General features: G+C 58.4%; 19 protein-coding genes and 2 pseudogenes. 10 read left to right on the forward strand and 11 right to left on the reverse strand.

The annotated features are described in order from the left end of the window. Together L9Z73_RS07785 and L9Z73_RS07790 are read right to left on the reverse strand one after the other, a co-directional pair. Nucleotides 1–1,149 (reverse strand): MFS transporter (locus tag L9Z73_RS07785; RefSeq protein WP_247398220.1); only part of this gene is annotated, 1,149 nt, incomplete at its 3' end. A gap of 65 nt (nucleotides 1,150–1,214) precedes the next feature. Beyond that, a complete protein-coding gene (locus L9Z73_RS07790) occupies nucleotides 1,215–2,861 on the reverse strand; it encodes a GMC family oxidoreductase (RefSeq protein WP_247398222.1) in 1,647 nt (548 codons plus the stop codon). 129 nt (nucleotides 2,862–2,990) lie between these two features. Between L9Z73_RS07790 and L9Z73_RS07795 the strand changes: the two genes are divergently transcribed. After that, entirely contained in the window at nucleotides 2,991–3,884 is an 894-nt protein-coding gene (locus L9Z73_RS07795; RefSeq protein WP_247398224.1) for a LysR family transcriptional regulator, read from the forward strand. A 333-nt stretch (nucleotides 3,885–4,217) separates the two neighbouring features. Here L9Z73_RS07795 and L9Z73_RS07800 read toward each other — a convergent pair whose 3' ends face one another. Genes L9Z73_RS07800 through L9Z73_RS07810 form a run of 3 tightly spaced genes read right to left on the reverse strand, consistent with a single transcriptional unit; the run spans nucleotide 4,218 to nucleotide 7,248 of the window. Then, nucleotides 4,218–5,315 carry a DNA alkylation repair protein gene (locus tag L9Z73_RS07800; RefSeq protein WP_247398226.1) on the reverse strand — a complete coding sequence of 366 codons (1,098 nt, stop codon included), beginning with the start codon at nucleotides 5,313–5,315 and terminating at the stop codon, nucleotides 4,218–4,220. Between the two features lie 17 nt (nucleotides 5,316–5,332). Continuing rightward, nucleotides 5,333–6,679, reverse strand: coding sequence for a glutamine synthetase family protein (locus L9Z73_RS07805; protein ID WP_247398228.1), 1,347 nt, complete (start codon nucleotides 6,677–6,679; stop codon nucleotides 5,333–5,335). Between the two features lie 11 nt (nucleotides 6,680–6,690). Beyond that, the gene (locus tag L9Z73_RS07810; RefSeq protein WP_247398230.1) at nucleotides 6,691–7,248 is read right to left on the reverse strand and encodes a helix-turn-helix domain-containing protein; all 558 of its coding nucleotides are present in this window, start codon (nucleotides 7,246–7,248) and stop codon (nucleotides 6,691–6,693) included. Between the two features lie 344 nt (nucleotides 7,249–7,592). On the opposite strand from L9Z73_RS07810, the gene L9Z73_RS07815 reads away from it, so the two are divergent. The 3 genes from L9Z73_RS07815 to L9Z73_RS07825 all read left to right on the forward strand — a co-directional run bounded on the left by L9Z73_RS07815 (nucleotide 7,593) and on the right by L9Z73_RS07825 (nucleotide 9,882). After that, complete coding sequence (locus L9Z73_RS07815) at nucleotides 7,593–8,051, forward strand: REP-associated tyrosine transposase (RefSeq protein ID WP_247398231.1); 459 nt, start codon at nucleotides 7,593–7,595, stop codon at nucleotides 8,049–8,051. Nucleotides 8,052–8,291: 240 nt separating this feature from the next. After that, nucleotides 8,292–8,600 carry an RcnB family protein gene (locus tag L9Z73_RS07820; RefSeq protein WP_247398232.1) on the forward strand — a complete coding sequence of 103 codons (309 nt, stop codon included), beginning with the start codon at nucleotides 8,292–8,294 and terminating at the stop codon, nucleotides 8,598–8,600. Between the two features lie 88 nt (nucleotides 8,601–8,688). Next, a complete protein-coding gene (locus tag L9Z73_RS07825; RefSeq protein WP_247398233.1) occupies nucleotides 8,689–9,882 on the forward strand; it encodes an MFS transporter in 1,194 nt (397 codons plus the stop codon). On the opposite strand, the gene L9Z73_RS07830 is transcribed toward L9Z73_RS07825, so the two are convergent. Beyond that, nucleotides 9,845–10,117, reverse strand: a complete 273-nt coding sequence (locus tag L9Z73_RS07830; RefSeq protein ID WP_247398235.1) for a DUF1652 domain-containing protein — start codon at nucleotides 10,115–10,117, stop codon at nucleotides 9,845–9,847. The two genes, L9Z73_RS07825 and L9Z73_RS07830, sit on opposite strands and share 38 nt — an antisense overlap. 130 nt (nucleotides 10,118–10,247) lie before the next feature. After that, entirely contained in the window at nucleotides 10,248–11,744 is a 1,497-nt protein-coding gene (locus L9Z73_RS07835) for a PAS domain S-box protein (protein ID WP_247398237.1), read from the reverse strand. Nucleotides 11,745–11,911: 167 nt separating this feature from the next. On the opposite strand from L9Z73_RS07835, the gene L9Z73_RS07840 reads away from it, so the two are divergent. Continuing rightward, nucleotides 11,912–12,532 (forward strand): transglycosylase SLT domain-containing protein, encoded by a 621-nt coding sequence (locus L9Z73_RS07840; RefSeq protein ID WP_247398239.1) that lies wholly within the window; start codon nucleotides 11,912–11,914, stop codon nucleotides 12,530–12,532. Between the two features lie 114 nt (nucleotides 12,533–12,646). Beyond that, nucleotides 12,647–12,898 (forward strand): hypothetical protein, encoded by a 252-nt coding sequence (locus L9Z73_RS07845; RefSeq protein ID WP_247398241.1) that lies wholly within the window; start codon nucleotides 12,647–12,649, stop codon nucleotides 12,896–12,898. Between the two features lie 237 nt (nucleotides 12,899–13,135). On the opposite strand, the gene L9Z73_RS07850 is transcribed toward L9Z73_RS07845, so the two are convergent. The 3 genes from L9Z73_RS07850 to L9Z73_RS07860 all read right to left on the reverse strand — a co-directional run bounded on the left by L9Z73_RS07850 (nucleotide 13,136) and on the right by L9Z73_RS07860 (nucleotide 17,278). Continuing rightward, complete coding sequence (locus L9Z73_RS07850; RefSeq protein WP_247398243.1) at nucleotides 13,136–14,308, reverse strand: hypothetical protein; 1,173 nt, start codon at nucleotides 14,306–14,308, stop codon at nucleotides 13,136–13,138. 14 nt (nucleotides 14,309–14,322) lie between these two features. After that, nucleotides 14,323–15,210, reverse strand: a complete 888-nt coding sequence (locus L9Z73_RS07855) for a nitrilase family protein (protein WP_247398244.1) — start codon at nucleotides 15,208–15,210, stop codon at nucleotides 14,323–14,325. 118 nt (nucleotides 15,211–15,328) lie between these two features. Beyond that, nucleotides 15,329–17,278, reverse strand: a complete 1,950-nt coding sequence (locus L9Z73_RS07860) for a flavin monoamine oxidase family protein (RefSeq protein ID WP_247398248.1) — start codon at nucleotides 17,276–17,278, stop codon at nucleotides 15,329–15,331. Nucleotides 17,279–17,701: 423 nt separating this feature from the next. Here L9Z73_RS07860 and L9Z73_RS07865 point away from each other — a divergent pair, with 423 nt between their 5' ends. The 4 genes and pseudogenes from L9Z73_RS07865 to L9Z73_RS31405 all read left to right on the forward strand — a co-directional run. Continuing rightward, entirely contained in the window at nucleotides 17,702–18,046 is a 345-nt protein-coding gene (locus tag L9Z73_RS07865; RefSeq protein ID WP_247398250.1) for an FKBP-type peptidyl-prolyl cis-trans isomerase, read from the forward strand. Nucleotides 18,047–18,058: 12 nt separating this feature from the next. Beyond that, the gene (locus L9Z73_RS07870; RefSeq protein WP_247398253.1) at nucleotides 18,059–18,658 is read left to right on the forward strand and encodes a GNAT family N-acetyltransferase; all 600 of its coding nucleotides are present in this window, start codon (nucleotides 18,059–18,061) and stop codon (nucleotides 18,656–18,658) included. Nucleotides 18,659–19,136: 478 nt separating this feature from the next. Beyond that, nucleotides 19,137–21,842: a magnesium-translocating P-type ATPase gene (mgtA, locus tag L9Z73_RS07875; RefSeq protein ID WP_247398255.1), complete on the forward strand. Its 2,706-nt coding sequence runs from the start codon at nucleotides 19,137–19,139 to the stop codon at nucleotides 21,840–21,842. Nucleotides 21,843–21,923: 81 nt separating this feature from the next. Further along, nucleotides 21,924–22,088, forward strand: a pseudogene (locus tag L9Z73_RS31405) (MgtC/SapB family protein); the annotation flags it as partial. Nucleotides 22,089–22,132: 44 nt separating this feature from the next. Here the strand turns inward: L9Z73_RS31405 and L9Z73_RS31410 are convergent. Next, nucleotides 22,133–22,189, reverse strand: a pseudogene (locus L9Z73_RS31410) (hypothetical protein); the annotation flags it as partial. Between the last annotated feature and the right edge of the window lie 13 nt (nucleotides 22,190–22,202).

Genomic DNA, 22,202 nt, shown 5'->3' on the forward strand with positions numbered 1-22,202 from the left:
GGTCTTGACCTTGTCGCACGGGCTGTCAAAACGCGCCTTGCCGACCGGGTCGAACTGGAAGGTGCAGGTGGCCGGGTCGGCCAGCACGGTGATCGGCGCTTGGCGGCTGGCCTGGTCCATCGCCGGGTTGGTGTAGTGCGCCAGGCCCTTGAAGATCGGGAAGTACAGCGCGGTCGCCAGCAGCAGGCCGAGCATCAGCACCGGCTTGCGCCCGACCTTGTCCGACAGCCAGCCGAAGAAGATAAAGAACGGTGCCCCAATCACCACGCTGATGATGAGCAGCATATTGGCCAGGGCCGGGTCCATCTTCAGGAACTGCGTGAGGAAGAACAGCACATAGAACTGTGCCGCGTAAAAGGTCACCGCTTGTCCGCCGTTGATGCTGAACAGCGCAATCAGCACCACCTTGAGGTTTTCCCACTTGCCGAAGGATTCGCGGATCGGTGCCTTGCTGGCCTTGCCTTCCTCTTTCATTTTCAGGAACGCCGGCGATTCATGCAGGCTCATGCGAATCCAGGTGGAAATGCCCAGCAACACGATGGAAAACAGGAACGGAATGCGCCAGCCCCACACTTCGAACTGGTCACCGGTGAAGTAGCGGCAGGCCAGCACCACCAGCAATGACAGCAGCAACCCCAGGGTAGCGGTGGATTGAATCCAACTGGTGTGCAGGCCGCGCTTGCCGGCGGGGGCGTGTTCGGCCACGTAGGTGGCTGCGCCGCCGTATTCACCGCCCAGCGCCAGGCCTTGCAGCATGCGCAGGGCGATCAGAATGACCGGCGCGGCAATACCGATGCTGGAATACGTCGGCAACAGGCCGACACAGAACGTCGCCACGCCCATCAGGATGATGGTCACGAGGAACGTGTACTTGCGCCCGATCATGTCGCCCAGGCGACCAAACACCAGCGCACCGAACGGGCGCACCACAAAGCCGGCCGCGAAGGCCATCAAGGCAAAGATAAACGCCGTGGTGTCGTTGACCCCGGCAAAGAACTGTTTGCTGATCACCGCCGCGAGGGCGCCATAGAGGAAAAAGTCATACCACTCGAACACCGTCCCCAAGGACGAGGCGAAGATGACTTTTCTCGATTCGCTACCGGTGCTCGCGCTGACCGCCGAGCTCAGGGTTTGAGCATGTTCTGACATCGGGTATCCCTCACAGTGATTATTTATTGTTGTTCCACTGTCGGCGCCAGGTGTGGCGCCGCTATTCAGATTGCATGGACCAGTTCTCTCTCCGGGGCAAGGCTCCTTGTGTTCGGCGAAAGGATCAGTTGCGCGGCTTTCTCCGCGATCATCAGCGTGGGTGAGCAGGTATTGCCGGACGTGATGCGGGGCATGATCGAGGCATCGGCGATGCGCAGCCCCGGCACGCCGTGGACCCGCAGTTGCGCGTCGACCACCGCGTCCTGGTCACTGCCCATGCGGCAGGTGCCCACCGGATGGAAAATCGTCGTGCCGATGCGCGCTGCGGCTTCGTGCAGTTGCTCTTCGGTTTGCAGTGCATCGCCGGGCAAGTATTCCACCGGCTTGAACGGGCTCAGGGCCGGCGCGGCGACGATGCGTCGAGTCAGGCGAATCGCATCGGCGGCCACCCGCAGGTCTTGCGGATGGCTGAGGTAATTGGGCTGGATCAGCGGCGCATCCGCCGGGTTGGCCGAGCGAATATCGACACGCCCACGGCTTTGCGGGCGCAGGTCGCAAACCGACGCGGTAAACGCCGGGAACGCGTGCAACGGCTCGCCAAAGCGCTCCAGGGACAGCGGTTGCACATGGTATTCAAGGTTGGCCGAGGTGTGTTCCGGGCCCGAGCGGGCAAACGCGCCGAGCTGGCTGGGCGCCATCGACAGCGGGCCGCTGCGGTCATACAGGTAGCGCAGGCCCATGCCCATCTTGCCCCACACGGAGCCCGCGATCTGGTTCAGGGTGCGCGCGTTTTCCAGCTTGTAGATCAGCCGCAGTTGCAGGTGGTCCTGCAGGTTGCCGCCGACGCCCGGCAGTTCATGCAACACATCAATGCCGAGCGGTTTGAGCACGTTGGCCGGGCCAATCCCCGAGCGCTGCAGAATGCCAGGCGAACCCACCGCGCCTGCGCACAACACGATTTCCTTGCGCGCCTTCCAACTGAGCTGTTGGCCGTGCTGACGCCCGAGCACTGCCGAGGCGCGGCCGTTCTCCAGCAATACGCGGTCGACTTCCACGTCGGTCAACACGGTCAGGTTCGGCCGCCGGCGGATCGGCTTGAGGAACGCCTTGGCCGCATTCCAGCGCACGCCGGCCTTCTGGTTGACCTGGAAGTAACCGCAGCCTTCGTTATCGCCCTGGTTGAAGTCGCTGATGTTGGCGATGCCGCTTTGGGCCGCAGCCTCACGGAAGGCATCCAGAATCGGCCACGACAGCCGTTGTTGTTCAACCCGCCATTCGCCGCCGTCGCTGTGAAATTCCGAACCGCCGGCAAAATGGTTTTCGCTTTGCTTGAACAGCGGCAGCACGTCTTTCCACGCCCAGCCGGCGTTACCTTCGGCTGCCCAGCCGTCGTAATCCTGGGCCTGGCCGCGCATGTAGATCATGCCGTTGATCGACGAACAACCGCCGAGCACCTTGCCCCGTGGGTAACTCAGGGCACGGCCTTGCAGGCCGGCCTGGGCTTCAGTCTTGAAGCACCAATCGGTGCGTGGGTTGCCGATGCAGAACAGGTAGCCGACGGGGATATGAATCCAGGGGTAGTTGTCGCGTCCACCGGCTTCAAGCAACAGCACACGGTGGGCGGGGTTGGCGGACAGTCGATTGGCCAGCAGGCAGCCTGCGGGGCCGGCGCCTACGACGATGTAATCGTATTCAGCAGTTGCAGTGGGCATCTGAGGTCTCGCTTGTTTTTCTTATTGGCTCCATCCTAGTTGTTAGTTTTCGTCTTAAAAATGTTAGTTTTTACCCAGCCGCTGTGCGTTTTTAAACAGTGCGGCCCAGGCTCACGGATTGGAGGCGCTATGTTCGACTGGAATGACCTGCGGTATTTTCTCGAGTTGCAGCGCAGCGGCCGCCTGCTCACCGCCGCGCAACGCCTGAAAACCACCCACGCCACCGTGGCGCGGCATATCGAGGCCATTGAGAAAAGCCTCGGCACCGCGTTGTTCGTGCAGCACGCCCACGGCTATGAGTTGACGCCGTCCGGCGAGGCCCTGCTCAAACATGCCGAAGCCATGGAAAACGTCGCGCTGCTGGCCGAAGACGAACTGACCCACACCGCCGCACCCCTGGGCAAGATCCGCCTGGGCGTGGCCGAAGGGCTGGGCGTGATGTTTCTCGCCAGCCGCATGGGCGGGTTGTTTGAGCGCTATCCGGGGTTGGAAGTGGAGCTGGTGGCCGTGCCGCGTTTCGTCAGCATCCTCAACCGCGAAGCCGAAATCAGCATCCACCTCGAACGTCCCAGCGTCGATCAACTGGTCACGCGCAAACTCACCGACTATCGCCTGGCGCTCTACGCCAGCCGCGCTTATCTGGCGCGCAATCCGCCGATTGAAAAACGTGAAGACCTCGCCGGCCATGCCTGGATCGATTACGTCGATGACCTGCTGTTCAGCCAGGAACTGAAATTCCTCAGCAGTTTCTGTCGCAACCCCAAGGTGGTGTTCCACAGCACCAGTGTGATCGCCCAGCACCAGGCAGCACGTTCCGGCCTGGGGATTGCTGTGTTGCCGTGCTTTATGGCGGCCAGTGACACGGAGTTGGTGTCGTTGCTGCCGGGGGAGGGGATTGAGCGCAGTTATTGGATCAGCTCGCGCAGGGAACTGCACAAGTCGGTGCGGCTGCGGGTGCTGTGGGATTACGTGGTGGAGTTGTGCGCGCGTGAGCAGCCGCTGTTGCTCGGCGAGTCCACCTGAAGAAACCGGATCAAAAATGTGCGAGGGGGCTTGCTCCCGATAGCAGTGTGTCAGCCAAAACATGCATGACTGAAGCACCGCTATCGGGAGCAAGTCGAATCGTCGCACCGCCCCTCCCACACTGTTGACCGGATTCAGCTTCCAAGATCAGGTCGGCTATAAGGCCAAGCAAGAGCAAAAGCAGATCAGGGTCTATCTGATCTATGGAGATCCAAATGTGGGAGGGGGCTTGCCCCCGATAGCAGTGTGTCAGCCAAAACATGCATGACTGATTCACCGCTATCGGGAGCAAGCCCTCTCCCACATTGGATCTGTGGTGTTGCTTGAACCGAGTCAATCGCGCAGTTCGAATTCCGCACTGCCCAACCGTTCCCCATTCACCAGCACATGCACTGCGTGCTTGCCGGGGTAGTGCTTGCGCGTGGTCAGTTCACGGATATGTTGTTCGCGGCTGATGCGCTGGTGCTCGCCTGCGCCAAGGGTAAAGGCCTTGAGCTTGAACACTTTGGCCGCGCTGTGGCCGGCGCTTTTTACATAGTCGATGGCGTAGTCCACCACCAGTTTCTGTGGCGCAGCGGCGGTGGATTCGAGGCTGAAGGTCAGGTTGATCCGCTCCCCCAGTTTGATCACCGCCGGGGTGACGCGCAGGTGATGAATCTTGACCTCGGCCTTGGCTCCTGCGCCGATGATCGTCAGCGCGCGGGTGTTGCCTTGCTTGATCAAGCTGCGCAGCGCATGGCGCGCGATCCACGCAGTGTGCGGGTTATCCAGCGACCAGCCTTCGATCAGGCTGAGCACCCAATCGGGGTGGTCCTTGGTGATGTCGTTGAGGTGGTTGGCCACGGACTTGCGCACATACAGGCTGCTGTCGGCCTTGAGGCTGTCGAGGATCGACGCGCACAGCGCGGGGTTGGCCTGCACGTCGGCCAGGCGAAATGACCACGGCAGTCGCGGTCGCGAGCCTTCGCTGGCGAGGCGGCGCACGTGGTCGTTGTCATCCAGCGACCACTCTTGCATCACTGCCAGGGTGCGTTGGAAGTCGTGCAGCAAGAAGTGCCGGATCGCGAATTCGGAGGAACCAAAGGTCGTGAAGTATTTGAGTGCAGCCATGGAACGCTCGAAGTCATCCCGACCATGACTCGCCACGTAGTGCGGCAGGAACAGGCTGACAAACCCGCTGTTCAAGCGCGGTGCGAGCGCATAGAGCAGCTTGAGGGTCTGCGGGTAATCCAGCGGGATCACCGCATGCAGGCTGTCGCTGACCCGCGCCATGCGCTGCATCACCGACAACTCGGCCAGCCCGGCCTTGGCGTGCTTGAGAAACCCCTTGGCGTCGAACGCCGGGTACACCGCCGTCATCTCGGTGGCGATGTGTTGCAGGCGTTCGAGGTTGAAGATTTCCTTGAGGGCCGGGGCGCTTTGGTCGGTCATCGGTGATTCCAGGGGGGTTAGAGAAACCAGCGGTATTCCCGCGTGTTGATCTCCTGTTGAAACGCCAAGTGGTCCTGGCGTTTGTTCTCGCAGTACACGTCGACAAATTCTGCGCCCAGTTTATCGCGCAATACCGCTTGATGTTGCATGGCGCGCACGGCCTCGAGCATTTCCAGGGGGAAGTCGGTGCCGCTGTTGCGGTCGTCGTTCAGTGGGGCGATGGGTTCGCGCTGGGCTTCAAGCCCGTGCTCCAACCCCGCCAGAATCGCCGCCAACACCAGATAGGGGTTGGCATCGGCGCTGGCCAGGCGGTGTTCGATGCGCAGGTTGCGCGGGTCGGACTCCGGGATGCGCACGCACGCATCGCGGTCTTCAAAGCCCCAGCTCGCACGGGTGGCTGCGTTGACCGTACCGCCCAGGCGGCGGAAGGCGTTGTGGTTCGGCGAGAAGATCGGCATGCAATGCGGCAACAGCTCCAGGCAACCGGCCACGGCGTGGCGCAGGGGCCGCTGTTGATGGGCGGCGAGCAAGTTGTTGCCGGCGCCGTCGTACAGGCTGACATGCACGTGCATGCCGCTGCCGGGGAATTGCAGGTAGGGCTTGGCCATGAAGCTGGCGCGGTAGCCGTGTTTTAGCGCTACGCCACGGGTGCTGCGGCAGAACAGGGCGGCCCAGTCGGCGGCGCGCAGGCCATCGTCCAAGTGGCCGAAGTTGATCTCGAACTGGCCGGGGCCGAGTTCGGCGGTGATCACCGTGATGTCGATGCCTTGGTCCTTGGCGGTTTGCGCCATATCGTCGAGCACCTCGCCGAAGCGCGACAGTCGCTCGATATGCAGGTTGGGCTGGTCGTCGGCGTCTTCACTCAACGGGTCGCGGGCGAATTGCGGCAGACCGTTGTCGAGCTTCTTGTCGAACAGGTAAAACTCCAGTTCGAAGGCCACCACCGGATGAATGCCCTTGTGGTACAGGCGTTCCAGGACCTTGGCCAATACTTCCCGCGGTTCGAATTCGATAGGCGCTTCGGTGCCGTCCGAGGTGATCAGCATCTGGCCCAGTGGCTGCGATTCCCAGCTCACCGGCATGAGCGTGCCGGGCACCAGACGGCGGTTGGCATCTGGGTCGCCGTCGTTGAAGCAGTAGTCACCGATCTTGAACAGCCCGCCCTGAACCCCCAGCAGCACGGCGTTCTGCGGCAGCTTCAACGGGCCGCCGGCGGCGACTTTTTCCAGCATCTCCACCGGGTAGCGCTTGCCGTAGAAATGCCCGGGGATGTCCAGGGCGATCAGGTCAACGTAACGCACGTCGGGGTGGTTCTGGCGAAAGCTCCGTACTTCGGCCAGCAGCGTGGATGAATGGCTTTTCACGGGTGTAGCTCCTAGTTGTAAACCCACAGCACGCGGGCGGGCAGTTCGGTCAGGTTGGCGTAGCGGCAGCGGGCGAAACTGGCCAGGTGGAAGCTGTCGCCTTGGCGCAGGGTGACCGAATCGGCTTCACCTTCCCGCCACAGCGTCAACTCACCCTCCAGTACAAAACCGGCCTGCTCGGCGCGGTCGCTCATGGTCTGCTCACCGCTGTTGGCGCCGGGGGCCAGCAGGCTGTCGAGCATCGAAAATGCGCCGTTCATACTGGGGGAGACCAGGATGTCGGTGATGCCATTGGCGTAATACACCGTGCGCCGCTCGTTGGGGCGCGTCACCCAGTTGATGGCCTTGGGTTTGCTCAGGCTGTAGAAATAGGTGGTGGGTACGTCAAGGGCGTGACTGATCGCGGTCAGGTCCGCCACGGTCGGGCGTGACAGGCCGCGTTCGACCTGAGACAGGAAGCCCACCGAACGCTCGATCTTTTGTGCCAATTGCGCGAGGGTGAGTTTCTTGTACTTGCGCAGGTCGTGGATCAGGATCGCGAGGGCTTCGAGTTCTTCTTGTTGGTTCATGAAATTTATTTCGTTAAATTTCATGAAAAATTACATGAATATTTTCATGCTGGCAATGGGTGATGGCGTTGGAGCAGCATTTATTCGCACTGGCGCAGGCGCTGCGGCGAACGCCTTGTGGCGAGGGAGCTTGCTCCCGTTGGACAGCGAAGCTGGCCTCATCCATTCATCGCGTTTGTCCGGGTGGTTCGGGGTCGGGGCTTTTGGGGCTGCTGCGCAGCCCAGCGGGAGCAAGCTCCCTCGCCACAGGGGTTGGGGACATATGGAGAAATGGTATCGAGCAGGGTTATCGTGGCTGCCTGCTAGGTTGAGGGGATCATTAATCCATTCAAGGGAGCCAAGGATTGCTTCAGAAGCCCAGTTCTCATTTGTTACGGCGTGGCCGTTACTCCGAATCAGGCCGAGCCTATTTAGTGACCGCTGTCGTTTATCAGCGCACTCCGGTATTTACCAACGTTCACTTGGGGCGGTTGCTCGTTGCAGAACTCAAGCAGGTTCATGATCTCGGTTTCGTAAACTCACTGGCCTGGGTCATCATGCCTGATCATTTTCACTGGTTGTTTGAGCTGCAAGGTGCAACGTTGCCATTGGTGATGAAACGCGTGAAGTCGCGAAGTACGTTAACCATCAATCGTGCTCGTCACACGCAAGGCGCGTTTTGGCAGAGCGGATACCATGACCGCGCGGCACGCGCAGAAGAAGACTTGATCCACATCGCACGTTACGTCATTGCCAACCCTTTGCGAGCGGGCCTGGTCGAGCATATCGGCGATTACCCGCTATGGGACGCAGCGTGGTTATAAATATGGCCCCTTGTGGCGAGGGAGCTTGCTCCCGTTGGGCAGCGAAGCTGTCCTTATCCATTCACCGCGTTTTTTCGGGGGGGGGCGGGGTCGGGCCTTTTGGGGCTGCTGCGCAGCCCAGCGGGAGCAAGCTCCCTCGCCACAGGAGGTGAGGGAAGCCAAGAGGTCGGGTTTGGGCTGAATGATTCCACACGCCTGCGGTCGGAACCTGGGTACGCCTCATTACTTGAAGGAGCACCCATGAAGTCCAAATCCCTCGTCGCCTGCCTGCTGGTCGCTGCCAGCCTGTCCACCGCCAGCGTTGTCGTGCAGGCCGGTGATACCCCGCAGGAAACCGTGCAGCCTTCCAACATCAATGCCCGTGACTTGAAAGAGGGCGACCGTGCGCCGGATATGCTGATGCGCAAGGAGTTGGCGGTCAGTGACTGGAAAAAACGCGGCTTGAAGCAGCCCGAAGAGGACAGCCAATGGGCCCGTGTCGGCAATAGGTTTGTGCTGCTCAAAACCACCAACGGCACCATCCTCGAGATCACCCCGGTCACGCAATAATCCGCTGGAAACGCCTGCTTTTTTTCAGGTTCCTGGGGTAAGGTAACCGGCTGCAATGGTCGCGTTACCTTAATGGAATGAGAGCAGGATGCTTGCCACACTAAGACACTACCCCCGCACCGTGAACCTGTTGCTGTCCGCCACGTTGATGCTGACGCTGGCCAAGGCGATCACCTTTCCGTACCTGGTTATCTACCTCACCCGTCACTTTGCCCTGGACATCATCCAGGTCGGCCTGGTGATCGGCAGTTCGCTGATCGTCGGATCGTTGCTCAGCGTGTACGGCGGGTTTCTCGTCGATCGCATCAGCAGCTATCGGTTGCTGCTGGGCTTGAGCGCGCTGTTTGTGGTGGGCTTTATCGGCACGCTGCTCGCGCAGAATATCTGGGCGTTCTATGGCTGCCTGATCTTGATCAACCTGGCTTACGCGGTCATCGATATTGCGATCAAAGCCGGCTTTGCCAGCCTCCTGCCGGAAGACGGGCGCAGTGAAGTGTTTTCCATCAAGTACACCCTGACCAATATCGGCTATGCGCTGGGACCGTTCTTTGGCGCGATGGTGGCCAAGCTGGATATCAGCTTGCCGTTTATGCTCTCGGCGCTGTTGGGGGCGGGGTTTTTCCTGGTGTACTGGCGCTGGGGCGATCGTGCGCTGGCGACTGTCGATACCACGCAAAAGCCGGTGTCGTTCCTAGCCGTCGGCCGCGTGCTGTTAAAGGATCGGCGGCTGGTGTGCTTCACCGTTGGCGGCTTGCTTAGTGCGGTGGTGTTCGGCCAGTTCACGGCTTATCTGTCGCAATACCTGGTGACCACCACCACTGCTGAATACACCTACAAGGTCATCAGCGCCGTGCTTACGACCAACGCGGTGTTGGTGATTGCCCTGCAATACGTGATCGGTCGCCGCATCTCGCACCGTTATCTGAGCCAGTGGCTGATCTTCGGCTTGAGCATGTTCATGCTGGGGTTGATCGGCTTTGCGCTGTCCACCAGCGTGCTGTGGTGGGTGCTGGCGATGGCGGTGTTTACCGTGGGGGAAATCGTCGTGTTTCCGGCCGAGTATATGTTTATCGACCGCATTGCCCCGGACCACCTGCGTGGCATGTATTACGGGGCGCAGAACCTTTCCAACCTCGGCGCCGCGCTGGGGCCGGTGCTGTGCGGGCTGGTGTTGGCCAGTCAGCCGGCTCCGTTCATGTTCTACATGCTGGGGGCGTTTATCATCGGTGGCGGGGTGTTCTATTTCATGGGTGCGAGGCTGAAGGCAAGTCATCCAGGGTGAGTTTGCCCAGGTGGTTGCTTTGCAACTCGTAGCGTAACTCTTCGACCATCTTGTCCACTTCTTGTGGGGTCTGCAGCTGTTTGTTGCTGATCCCTGTGACTACCAGGTCGACGCGGCCGGTTTCGGCGTCGAAGACTTTGAGGGTCAGCGAGGCGTCGCGGCACAAGGTGAATTCGCAGGTCAGCGGCGATAGGCCTTCTTCGATGCAATTTCGCAGTTGAGACAGGGTAAACATGCTAATTCCTTCCGGGTGTCGAGTAGGACGACACAGCCTCGAAACCCTGTGTCCACCTCCGGAAGGTTAAGCATTACACCGACATGCAATAAGGCGAATTCGCACTAGCCGCACTAGTGCATTTGCACGTTCAACGTTTGTTTTTAAGGCGCAATTCACCGGCGAACAGCCCGCGTTCACGGGCCCAGACGATCGCCGCACTACGGCTATGCACCCCCAGTTTGGAATACACCGTGGCCACATGGTTGCGCACTGTGTTGGGCGCCAGCTTCAGGCGCGAGGCGATCTCTTTGTCGGCCAGGCCTTCGCAAATCAAACCCAGCACATCGCGCTCGCGGGCGGTGAGGTCGGTGAAGGCAATGCCCGGCACGTTGGGGCGGTTGACGCTTTTGGCGTTGGCCAGTTTTTCGATCAGGGTCTGGCTGAACCAGGAGGCGTCCTGCATCACTTCCTCGATGGCCGCCACCAGCTCCAGTTCCGAGCGTTTGCGTTCGGTGATGTTCATCAGTACCAGCAGGTAGCAGGGCACATCCTGGATGCTTACGGTATCGGCAGACACCACGCAGTCGATCACCTCATTGCCTTTCTTGCGCACCTTCAGATCCAGCCCGTCGAGGTTGCCGGCTTTTTTTAGGGTGGCGAACAACTGCGCGCAGGCCTGGACGCTGTCGATGAAGTTGATGTCTTCGATGGCTTTGCCGATCAGCTCTTCGCTGGTGTAGCCGGTCATGTTCATGAAGGCTTCGTTGATATCCACCACTTGCTGGTTGGCGGCGCTGCACACCAGGGTCGGCACGGGCGAAAGGCGGAACGACTTGGCGAAGCGCTCCTCACTCTGGCGCAGGGCGATTTCCGCCTTGCGCCGAGGCTCCAGGTCGGTGAAGGAAAACAACATGCAGTCTTCCTCGTTCATGTCCAACGGCTGGCCGGCCACGATCACCAACTTGCTGCCGCCCTCGGGCAATCTCAATTCGGCCTGCATCTGCGGGATGGTCGCGCCCTCGGCCAGGCGCTGGATGGCCAGGTCCTTGCGCTCGGCGTGTTCCAGCACGTCGAGTTCGTACACCGAACGGCCGATCACCTGGTCGCGGTTGAAGCCGGTCATCTCCAGAAAGCCCTGGTTGACCTTGATATAGCGCAGGTCGCTGAGGCGGCAGATCACGGCGGGGGCGGGGTTGGCGTTGAACGTCTTCTCGAAGCGCTGCTCGGCGCTCGCCCATTCGGTGGCGTCGCTGAGGATCAACACCAGCAACTCCGGTTCACCGCGTGAATCGGTCAGCACCAGGCTGCGTAGGCGATGGACCCAACTGCGCTCGCCGTCGCCGGTGGACGTGACTTCCACGACCACGTCGCTGAACTCTTCGCCGGCCGCCAAACGACTGAGGGGGTAGCTGTCCAGCAACAGCGGGTGGTTATTGCGATAACGCAAGGCGAACCGCTCGGCATACGCCTGATTGTTCGCGCCCAGGTGCTCGACCGCACTGACCCCGTGCATGCTCAGCGCGGCTTCGTTGGCCCAGAGGATGGTCTGGTCGACCTCGGCCAAGATCACTCCGTCGGACAACCCGGAGATGATCTGCTGCAATTGGCGGCGATTGGTTTCTTTGGCGAGGACGTCCTGGCTCATGGTTTCTCCGGGGAATGGGCGCATGGGAGTTACGACACCCGGGCTTTGGGATAGTGCAGAACAATAGTGCCGTGCGACCTGGCACACGTTGGCGATGCTGTTTTTCCACCGGCCGCATTGAAGGCGTAAGATGCCGGCCTTTTTAGCGTATCCCGCATAGGTGCATCTTGAGCGCAGGCAAAGCCGTCGGATTGTTAATACTCACTTCTCTACTGGCGGCCTGCGGCACCTCGCCGCCACGCACGCCCAACGACCTCTGCGGCATCTTTCGCGAAAAGGCGGACTGGTACGACGCCGCCCAAGTTACCCAAAAGCGCTGGGGTGTGCCGATCCAGTTGCCGTTCGCCATCATGTACCAGGAGTCGGCCTTCCGGCAGGACGCCAAGGCCCCGCGCAACTACCTGTTGTGGATCATCCCCTGGGGCCGCGTCTCCACCGCCGCCGGCTACGCCCAGGCCAAGGATGAAGTGTGGAACGACTACCGCAAAAGCACCGGCCGCAGCGGTGCCAGTCGCCAGGACTTCGACGACGCCATCGACTTCGTCGGTTGGTACATGGACAAGACCTACACCCTCAACGGTGTGTACAAGTACGACGCCTACGGCCAATACCTGAATTACCACGAAGGCTGGGGCGGCTATCGCCAGCGCACCTACGCCGGCAAAGCCTGGCTACCTCCCGTGGCCAGCAAAGTGCAGGCCCGCTCGCAGTTGTATGCGCAGCAATATGCGGGTTGCAAGAATGACTTGGGGCGCGGGTTTTGGAGCCGGTTTTGGCATTGGTTGTGAGAGCGACACCCGGCAACTGGTACAGACCTGTGAACTCTGACAGTAGGCAAGATGCAGTGAGCTTCTTAAGCTGCTGCGTGTGCCCTCACGCATTGTTGAAGAAGGAAACTGACAATGAAAAAGTCTGAATTTAGCGCTTACCTTGATAAAGAGATTAATACTGCCCAGTGCCGTATCTCATCCAAGGACAGCAAATCCGATAAGGTCGATTCGGGCCGGGTGGAGTTTTTGACAGCGTTGAAGGATGTTGTCGATGGGAAGCCCCAGCCTAAAAATGTGGGCGTTGTCGGCGCCGTCAATGACGTATTGCAGACACTAGGTCTGCTCTCTCGCGACAAAACCTTACTATCCGGCCTTGAGCTTTGAGGCGGTGATTGCTTTTGTTGTGGTGAGGCAATCGTCCCTCATCACAACGCGTCCCCTTGGTTCAGCGCGGTTGCATGCACTCCGGCGAATGGTCGACCATCACACAGGCCATGTTCACCAAGTGCGGTACCGGAATGATTTGAGTACGGGAGGGGAAGCAGGTTTTGGCAATGATTATGAGGTGGAGTTTTTTGATCGTTCCCACGCTACATGAGGAATGTAGCATGGGGAAAATCTTTACTCTGAGGCTAACCAGCCCACCAGCGGTACCACCAATAGTGTGCTCATCGCCATTGCGATCACATTGCCTATGTAAGGATGAAAATGTGCGGGCAACCGCCCTGCAATTGCGCAGGCTAACGGCGGTGCGATCAATGCCCCCAGGAGTGCACTAGAGCCCATAACCATCCAGCTACCTCCATAAGTCAACACGGCGGCAGGAACCACTGACACCAATGGAACATAGGTCGGATACCAGCCCTTTTTGATCCACTGATATCGCCAGATCACCACACCGATTGCTGACGTCAATGCCTGCGCACCTATAAGGTTTATAAGCAAGCCTGATCCATAAGCCGGACTGATGGGATTCAGAGCATACGCCAGTAACACACCTGCCAGTAGCCCAAGACTAGCGAGTTCATTCCCGAAAAAAGGTGCTTCTGAAAAGTCCGCCAGCACCCGACGCAGGCTCCAGACCACACCATAGGTGGGCGGTTTGGCAGGCATTGGTTTGACTGGTGCTATGTAGTCCGAACGTACCAGCGAGGGCAGCCGACGACAAATTTCAAACGCGATGACGCTACCAGCGGCCATGCCGAGCACATTGCCGATCACCACAGGCAACCCGAACGGTGCGCAAACGAAGTTCACGATCAACAAGCACATTGGCGTCACCAGCAACGCCCCCAGCACTGCACCATTGAGCGTTACCTTCCAACCGCCGCCGAACATCAGCACCATCGCCGCCGGCAGTGAAACGAATGCTGCGAATGTCGGTTGCCATGTCCCGGCAGTTACGGTCCAACCCCACAGCAAGTTGCTCAGTAGCAGCCCCAACAACGAACTGGTCACGAGCCAAGGCCACAATCCTGTTCCGTAGGAAATGGAAAAGCCTTGCCACGATTTTCCGCGCTTGCTCGCCCACCAGGCCATGTATGCACCGCTTAGCAGGCCGAGAGAAGCAAGCTCATGTTTATAAAAGGCAACTTCGCTGATATCCCCCAGCACCCAGCGTAACCAGGCGGTAGAACTAGGCAGGCTCGCAACCATCTCGCTATATCCCGGCCAGGAACCCCGATGACTAATTGCAACCCAAAGCACCAGCAATATGCTGATAAACCCAAGTGTTAGAACCGTGATATCCGCGCGGGAACGCAGAGGTGATGTCTTGGCAAATAGAGTTTCCATGATGTGCCCTCCGGTTAGCGCGGTAGAGCAGGATGTTGCGAATATCCGAGCATCTGATCGTAGAGATCGTTGCGTCGGTCGCGATGCAGATCGTTAAGGTTGTTCCAGATTGGTGCGCTACGGGCGCTGGTGATATCGACGTCGGCAAACAGAATTTCCTGGTGGTCGGCCGAAGCCACTGCGCCGATTGGCCAGCCATTGGTCCCGGCAATTAACGAACATCCGAGGTAACGGGCACCCCGTTCTTCGCCAACGCGGCTGGCGGCAGCGATGAACACGTTGTTTACATGGGCGGCGGTCATCGTCAGGTATGACGCCATGCATTTGCCAGCCTCATCGAACAGCGGCGGCGGTGTCCACACCCAGTTGTTCAGGCTACAAATGATATCGGCGCCTTGCTGGCTGAGAATGCGCGGCACCTCTGGGAACCAAATGTCCCAGCAGATCAGTAGACCGATTCGACCGATCGGCGTTTCAAACACAGGGAAGCCTGTATCGCCAGGAGTGAACCAAAGCTTTTCTAAATTCCACAAATGAGCTTTGCGGTACTTGCCGATAAACCCACTGGGGCCGAGCAGCACGGCGGTATTGAACAACTGGCGATTGTCTATCTCGCTCAGACCGGCTACCAGGTACACCTGATGGCTGCAGGCAAAGTCTATCCAAGCCCGCACACTGACACCGTCTGGAACCGCCTCGGAGTGATCAAAGGCATCCTGACGACTGCTGAAAAAATATCCGCAATTGGAAAGCTCAGGCAGCACGATCAGAGTGGCACCGCCTTTTGCGGCTTCGGTGGCGAGTGCAAGACTTTGACGCAGATTATCGGCTCGATTTGCCATGCCAACCTGGGGGTCAAGTTGAATGACTGCGATGCGGGCGGGGCTTGTTGGTTCGCTCATGGATGTGACCTCTTATTGTTATGCAACCGGGGTGGTTGAATGTTTATAAGAGGCGATAAAATGTTTAATTGGAAGTCAGATGATTCTTGTTGTGTTGTAGTCCATCTCTCTGGCTTTGTTAGTTTTCGATTTGAAATTCAGGGTAGTCTTGCATGCTAAAGCCGCCATTAAATTTTGAGTGGGTTTTACTGCAGATATTGATCACTGCATCAATGGCGCCCCTGAAGCAGGGTTCAGTCCAGCCTGCATCCACAGAGAAAGACTCGCCGGAAAAATAAAGCCCCGACTTGTGAGAAAAGTCTCTGTTGTATTTCATCAGGCTCACAGCGTCATAATAGGTGCCGGGCCGGTAAAGTTTCGCACAGCCAAGCGAGTTTTTGTCATTCATCCATCGTTGAACGACTGCCTGTTTCCGTCCTATATAGGGGGATATTTTTTGCCTTATGTTTGTTGACTTTAAGAGGATTCTGTCGAGCTCTTCTATGCATTTGTCGACAAGTTCGTTGTCGCTGAATAGCGATAGCTTTGTTGCGTCATCTTCCCAAGTGTAGCTGAGTAGGATGCAATCGTAAGCGCTATTGTCATTGTAGCGATAGGTGTAAACGTCATGTATGAAGCTGTCAGTTACTATGGCTTGAGGAATGGTGTTGTTATTTGAGAGAAAGGTTTTTTTAAGTGGGGCGTATACCTTGCAACTGGTTTCCCAGTGAGCGGTTTTATAGGCTGCTATTATTTCGAAAGGAAGTATTTCATGATTGAATCCCTCTAGTAAAATTTGTGTCTCTATCAGCCAGGATGGGAGCGTCACTATCACGGAGTCAAAGTCGATGAAATGCTTCTCCGTCATTTCTGGCAGTGAAGTGTTCCAGTCATAATGTACTCGTATTTTTCCATTGGTAAGCTTTTTTAGTTTTGTTACTGAACTATTGGTGATCAATCCAGATTCACGATTAACCAAATGCTCGTATAATGATTCGCGGGTCTCATTTGGCTTTATGAAAAGCAGAGATTCCGCCAAAGCGCCAAGTCCAATGTAATTTGGCTTGTTGAATTTAAGCCCTTTCGAATCCACGGTTTCTATTGCGTTCAAGTACGGTGAAGCTATGGGGGCACCATCCGCATTTACCCGTCCATGGATCAACTGTAGGTGACTGCTGAATCCAAATATAGCTGTGCGTAGTGGGTAAAGCGAGCAGACGTCATAGAATGCCCCCCAACTGCCATCTCCAATTCCGATGGAGTAAAAAACAGCAGACTCATCTGCAGTCATGCCCATCCCGCCGAAATGACCAGGGTCACCTTGATACCACGTATCTATGGTTGGCATTTTAACTAAATCACGAAATGAAATGCCTTCGTATTTTTTAACTATGGCTGACCACATACTTTCCCAGAGCTCAGTGCCATAGTGCTCGCTGACTTTCATGGTCATACGTTCGGCGAATGTTTTCCATTTTGCAAAAACTGCTCCTAGGGTATCGCCAGGCGGCGGAGTTTTTCCGTCGATATTTTTCCAGATCAGCATTGTTGGCTGGCTGTTTCCATCTATACTGCCTTCCCGCAGATATATTCCAGTTGATCGAACCGTAGGGCTACCAGGGTTTGGGAAATTTGAGTGAGTCAGATTAAATTCGCTAGCGTAATAGGCCATGAGTGAGCGCCCGTCTTTGGGTGACTCATTTGATTTGTTGAAAAAAGGCATCCTCATTGCACCCATTTCAAAAGGCGGCCTGCCAACAGTGCTGGTGTTATTGCTCCCGAGCGCTGTGAAATGTCTGCCACCAATGCGCGTTGATTTTTCGAGTAAAGTTATGTTTGTGAAACCACATCTATGTAGCTCCCGTGCGCTCGTTAAACCTGTAATGCCAGCACCTATGATGCCGATTTTATGATTGGTTTCAGTCGCTATGGCGACTCCATTTTTTTGCTCTACCAGGGTGCGATAGTCAAAGCATAAGTCTGGCGGGTTAGGGAATCTAGCTTTCCAGTGGTTAGTGCTGGATCGCTTGCCTCGTTGATGCTGTTGCGCTATATCCGCGGGATAGTTAAAGTCAGATCCTATGGTCATACTGTTTTCCCTATTCAGTGCTGATTGGTGTTCTATAGGTTGAGCTTGAATACTCGAGACAGGAAATAAGCAGAATGTGATTTTCGATTAGGGTGGTTCGCGGTCTTTCGTAGGTGCGAGTCAATCAACTAGGGCGATGTATGACGAACGACGATAATGGGACCTGCTCCCCCCCTCCAATGGAGGCTCTTGCTGGACGAACGGGACTGCATGTACTCCAGCGTTCGATTTATCGCCCCCCCCCCCGATTATGTTCACCGAGTGCGATCTCGAAATAGCGCCTGTGCGCGAGGTGCTGCCCAGCCGGCGGAAACGCCCCGCAGGTTAAAGAGAAATGTCATTGATCCGACGCTTCCTACACTTGCCAAACCCCGCTGATTCTGGGAAAACCCAGCCTTTGCGCAGTCAACGAGAGTCCCCCCCATGAGCGACGAACAACTCCAGATCACCGATATCCGCCCAGGCACCGGCAAGGCCGTGGTCAAGGGGGCGTTGATCACCACCCAATACACCGGCACCCTCGAAGACGGCACGGTGTTCGATTCGTCTTGGGAACGGGGCAAGCCGTTTCAGTGTGTGATTGGAACGGGCCGGGTGATCAAGGGCTGGGATCTTGGGTTAATGGGCATGCAAGTTGGCGGCGTGCGCACATTGTTCGTGCCGGCGCACCTGGCGTATGGCGAGCGCTCGATGGGTGCGCATATCAAGCCCAACAGCCCTTTGCGCTTTGAAATTGAATTGCTGGAAGTGCTGACGCGCGATGATTGAGGGCGGCTGAACATGGACGTTGATTTGCACGCGTTACCTGGCTGTTCCATCGAGGGCGTCGCGGTGGTTGAGCTGCTGGGCGCTGATGCAGCCGAGCTGCAGGGGTTTTTTGACCGGTCGCCGGGGTACTTCCTGGCGGTGAATGGTGAACCGGCCACGCCGACCGAAGCTCGCGAGGAATTACAGGGTCAGTTGCCGGCAGGCTGGTGTTGCAGCCGGATGTACTGGCTGGGCTATCGCGATAGCGAACAGCAACTGGTTGCCGTGGTGAATATTGCGGCGGATTTGCTCGCGACCGGGGTGTGGCATATCGGCTTGTTGCTGGTGGATACGCGCCTGCATGGCAGCGGGCTGGCGCAGCGGCTGCATGCAGACCTCGAAGCATGGGCCGTCAGGCAGGGGGCCGCGTGGCTGCGCCTGACGGTGGTGGTCGGCAATCGCAAGGCTGAGCGCTTCTGGCCCAAACTGGGCTATGTGCCGGTGCGTACTCGCGAGGGGATCAGGATGGGGCGGCAGCTCAATACGGTGTCGATTCAGGTCAAGGCGCTGGCGGGTGGGCAGGTGGATGATTACTTGAGGCAGGTGCCGCGAGATCGACCCGTTGCACCTTAGCTGCGGATATACCCCTCCCACATTTAAGCGTCGGAGGGCTTCAAGATAGGGGTTCCTGAACCCATCCTGAAGAATCCTTCTATTCATCATGTATGTACTTTCCTGCGGTTTACTCTCCTGTAGTCGGGGCGTAAGCTTCGCGCGTTTTCATCAATAGCGGAGACCCTCAGTGGGTACTTGTTCAAGTGACAGTTGTCGGCCGGTTTCGGTAACCGGCACAGACTTGGCAAGGTAACGCGCATTCTTCCGATGCCGTTATCTCGCCAAACAGCGAGAAGCGGCATCCCGGCAGCGACCAGTTCTGGCGCCTGTCTTGATCCCCTCTCATCGACGCTGACCAGCACCTGACTCACCTCAGGCTGCTACGGACGCGCCTGCCTTTTTGCGGCAGGCGGGCCCGGCTGGCTGTGCCTTCTTAATCGGGCGCGGTTTAGCTGGCCGTACCTGCACGACGGTTTCCTCGCGCAGGAGTAACACCATGAACTTCACTCTGTTGAAAGAGTTCTTCGCCGGCTTCCTACGGACCCGGCATATCGCCCGGCATTTCCGTCGCCTGGCACTGCTCGACAGCGTCACCGACGCCAGCGTCAGCCGCGAAGTCCCGCCGACCCTGGCACAGACCCTGGTGGTCGCCGCCAACAGTAGCTCGGAGCAACTGCTGGGCACCCTGGGCAGTCATGCCGAAGGCTTGAACGCCCAGGAAGCCGACGCGCTGCGGGAGCAATACGGCCTCAATGAAGTCGAGCATGAGCAGCCGCTGCCCTGGTGGGTGCATGTGTGGCACTGCTACAAAAACCCCTTCAACCTGCTGCTGACCTTGCTGGCGGTAATCTCCTGGCTGACCGAAGACATGAAGGCCGCCACGGTGATTTTTTCCATGGTGGTGCTGTCGACCCTGCTGCGGTTCTGGCAGGAGGCCAAGTCGAACAAGGCTGCCGATGCGCTCAAGGCCATGGTAAGCAACACCGCGACGGTGTTGCGTCGCGAGGCAGGCAAACCCATCGAACTGCCGATCAAGCAACTGGTGCCGGGCGACCTGGTCGTGCTGTCGGCCGGCGACATGATCCCCGCCGACTGCCGCGTGCTCAACGCCAAGGACCTGTTTGTCAGTCAGGCGGCAATGACCGGCGAATCGATGCCGGTGGAGAAGTTCGCTCAGCAGCAGGACGCCAAGACGCGTAACCCGCTGGACCTGGAAAACATCCTGTTCATGGGCACCAACGTGGTGTCCGGCGCGGCGACGGCGGTGATCCTGACCACTGGCAACAGCACCTATTTCGGCGCGTTGGCGCAGCGCGTCACGGCCACTGACCGTGCGACCACCTCGTTTCAGCATGGCGTCAACAAAGTCAGCTGGCTGCTGATCCGCTTCATGTTCGTGATGGCGCCGCTGGTGCTGTTCATCAACGGGTTCACCAAGGGCGACTGGACCGAGGCGCTGCTGTTCGCGCTGTCGATTGCCGTGGGCCTGACCCCGGAAATGCTGCCGATGATCGTCACCTCGACGTTGGCCAAGGGCGCGGTGTTTCTGTCGCGCAAGAAGGTCATCGTCAAGCGCCTGGACGCGATCCAGAACTTCGGTGCCATGGACGTGCTGTGTACGGACAAGACCGGCACGCTGACCCAGGACAAGATTTTCCTGGCGCGCCATGTGGACGTGTGGGGCGAAGAATCCGACGACGTGCTGGAAATGGCCTACCTCAACAGTTACTACCAGACCGGCCTGAAAAACCTGCTGGACGTGGCGGTGCTGGAGCATGTGGAGGTGCATCGCGAGCTGAAAGTCGCCACCGCGTTCCAGAAGGTCGATGAGATCCCGTTCGACTTCAACCGTCGCCGGATGTCGGTGGTGGTGGCCGAGCAAGGCCAGCCGCACCTGTTGATCTGTAAAGGCGCGGTGGAGGAGATTTTGTCGGTGTGCGGCCGGGTGCGCCACGGCGACACCAATGAAGCGCTGACCGATGAGTTGCTGGCGCGCATCCGCCAAGTGACCGCGGCCTTCAACGAAGAAGGCTTGCGGGTGGTCGCGGTCGCCGCGCAGCCGATGTCCGACGGGCGCGATACCTACAGCCTGGCAGATGAGAACAACCTGACGCTGATCGGTTACGTCGCCTTCCTCGATCCACCGAAGGAAAGCACCGCGCCTGCCCTCAAGGCCCTGAAAGCCCACGGTGTGACCGTCAAAGTGCTGACGGGCGATAACGAACTGGTCACCGCCAAGATCTGCCGCGAAGTGGGCCTGGAGCAGCAAGGCCTGCTGATGGGTAACGACATCGAGGACATGACCGACGCCGAGTTGGCCAAGGCCGTGGAAACCACCAACGTGTTCGCCAGGCTGACGCCGTCGCACAAGGAGCGCATCGTGCGCCTGCTCAAGGCCAACGGCCATGTGGTGGGCTTCATGGGCGACGGGATCAACGACGCACCGGCGCTGCGCACTGCCGATATCGGTATTTCAGTGGACAGCGCGGTGGACATCGCCAAGGAAGCGGCTGACATCATCCTGTTGGAAAAGAGCCTGATGATCCTGGAGGAGGGCGTGCTTGAAGGCCGGCGCACCTTCGCCAACATGCTCAAGTACATCAAGATGACCGCCAGCTCTAACTTCGGCAACGTGTTTTCGGTGTTGGTCGCCAGTGCGTTCATTCCGTTCCTGCCGATGCTGCCCATGCACCTGCTGGTGCAAAACCTGTTGTACGACATTTCGCAGATCGCGATTCCATTCGATAACGTCGATGAAGAAATGCTCGCCAAGCCGCAACGCTGGCAACCGGGGGACGTGGGCCGTTTCATGCTGTTTTTCGGGCCGATCAGTTCGATCTTCGACATCACCACGTTCGCACTCATGTGGTATGTGTTCGATGCCAACACGCCGGACCACCAGACCCTGTTCCAGTCGGGCTGGTTCGTGGTGGGGCTGCTGACCCAGACGCTGATCGTGCACATGATCCGCACCCCGAAAATCCCATTCCTGCAAAGCCGTGCGGCGATGCCGTTGATGGTGATGACGGGCGTGATCATGGCCGTGGGGATTTTCCTGCCGATGGGGCCGCTGGCGCACTACTTCAAACTGCAGGCGCTGCCGTCGCTGTACTTTGTGTTCCTGCCCTTGATTCTGTTGGCGTACATGGCGTTGACCCAGGCGGTGAAGGGCTACTACATCCGCAAGTTTGGCTGGCAATAACACGCGGTATCAAACGCTCCTGGACCCGGCTTCCTGCGGGTCCAAGGGGGGGAATTTGCCGCAGCATTCATGGGGTTTTTTATGCAGGCAATCAACAACATCAACCTCAACTCCCTGATCGATACCGTGGTCAGCCTTACCGCGGCGTTTATCCTCGGTGGCTTGATCGGCTTCGAGCGCCAGTACCGCCAGCGCACGGCGGGCTTGCGCACCAACGTGCTGGTCGCAGTGGGCGCGAGGATTTTTTCTAGCGGGAAATGGGCAGCCAACCCGGTGGCGATGGCGGCGGCGGTGACCACCAAGAGCGGATTGAAGCGCAAGACAAAGCCAACCACGATCACAAGCACGCCGATCAGCGGC

This window comes from Pseudomonas emilianonis (assembly GCF_023072625.1).
GTDB lineage: Bacteria > Pseudomonadota > Gammaproteobacteria > Pseudomonadales > Pseudomonadaceae > Aquipseudomonas > Aquipseudomonas paraveronii.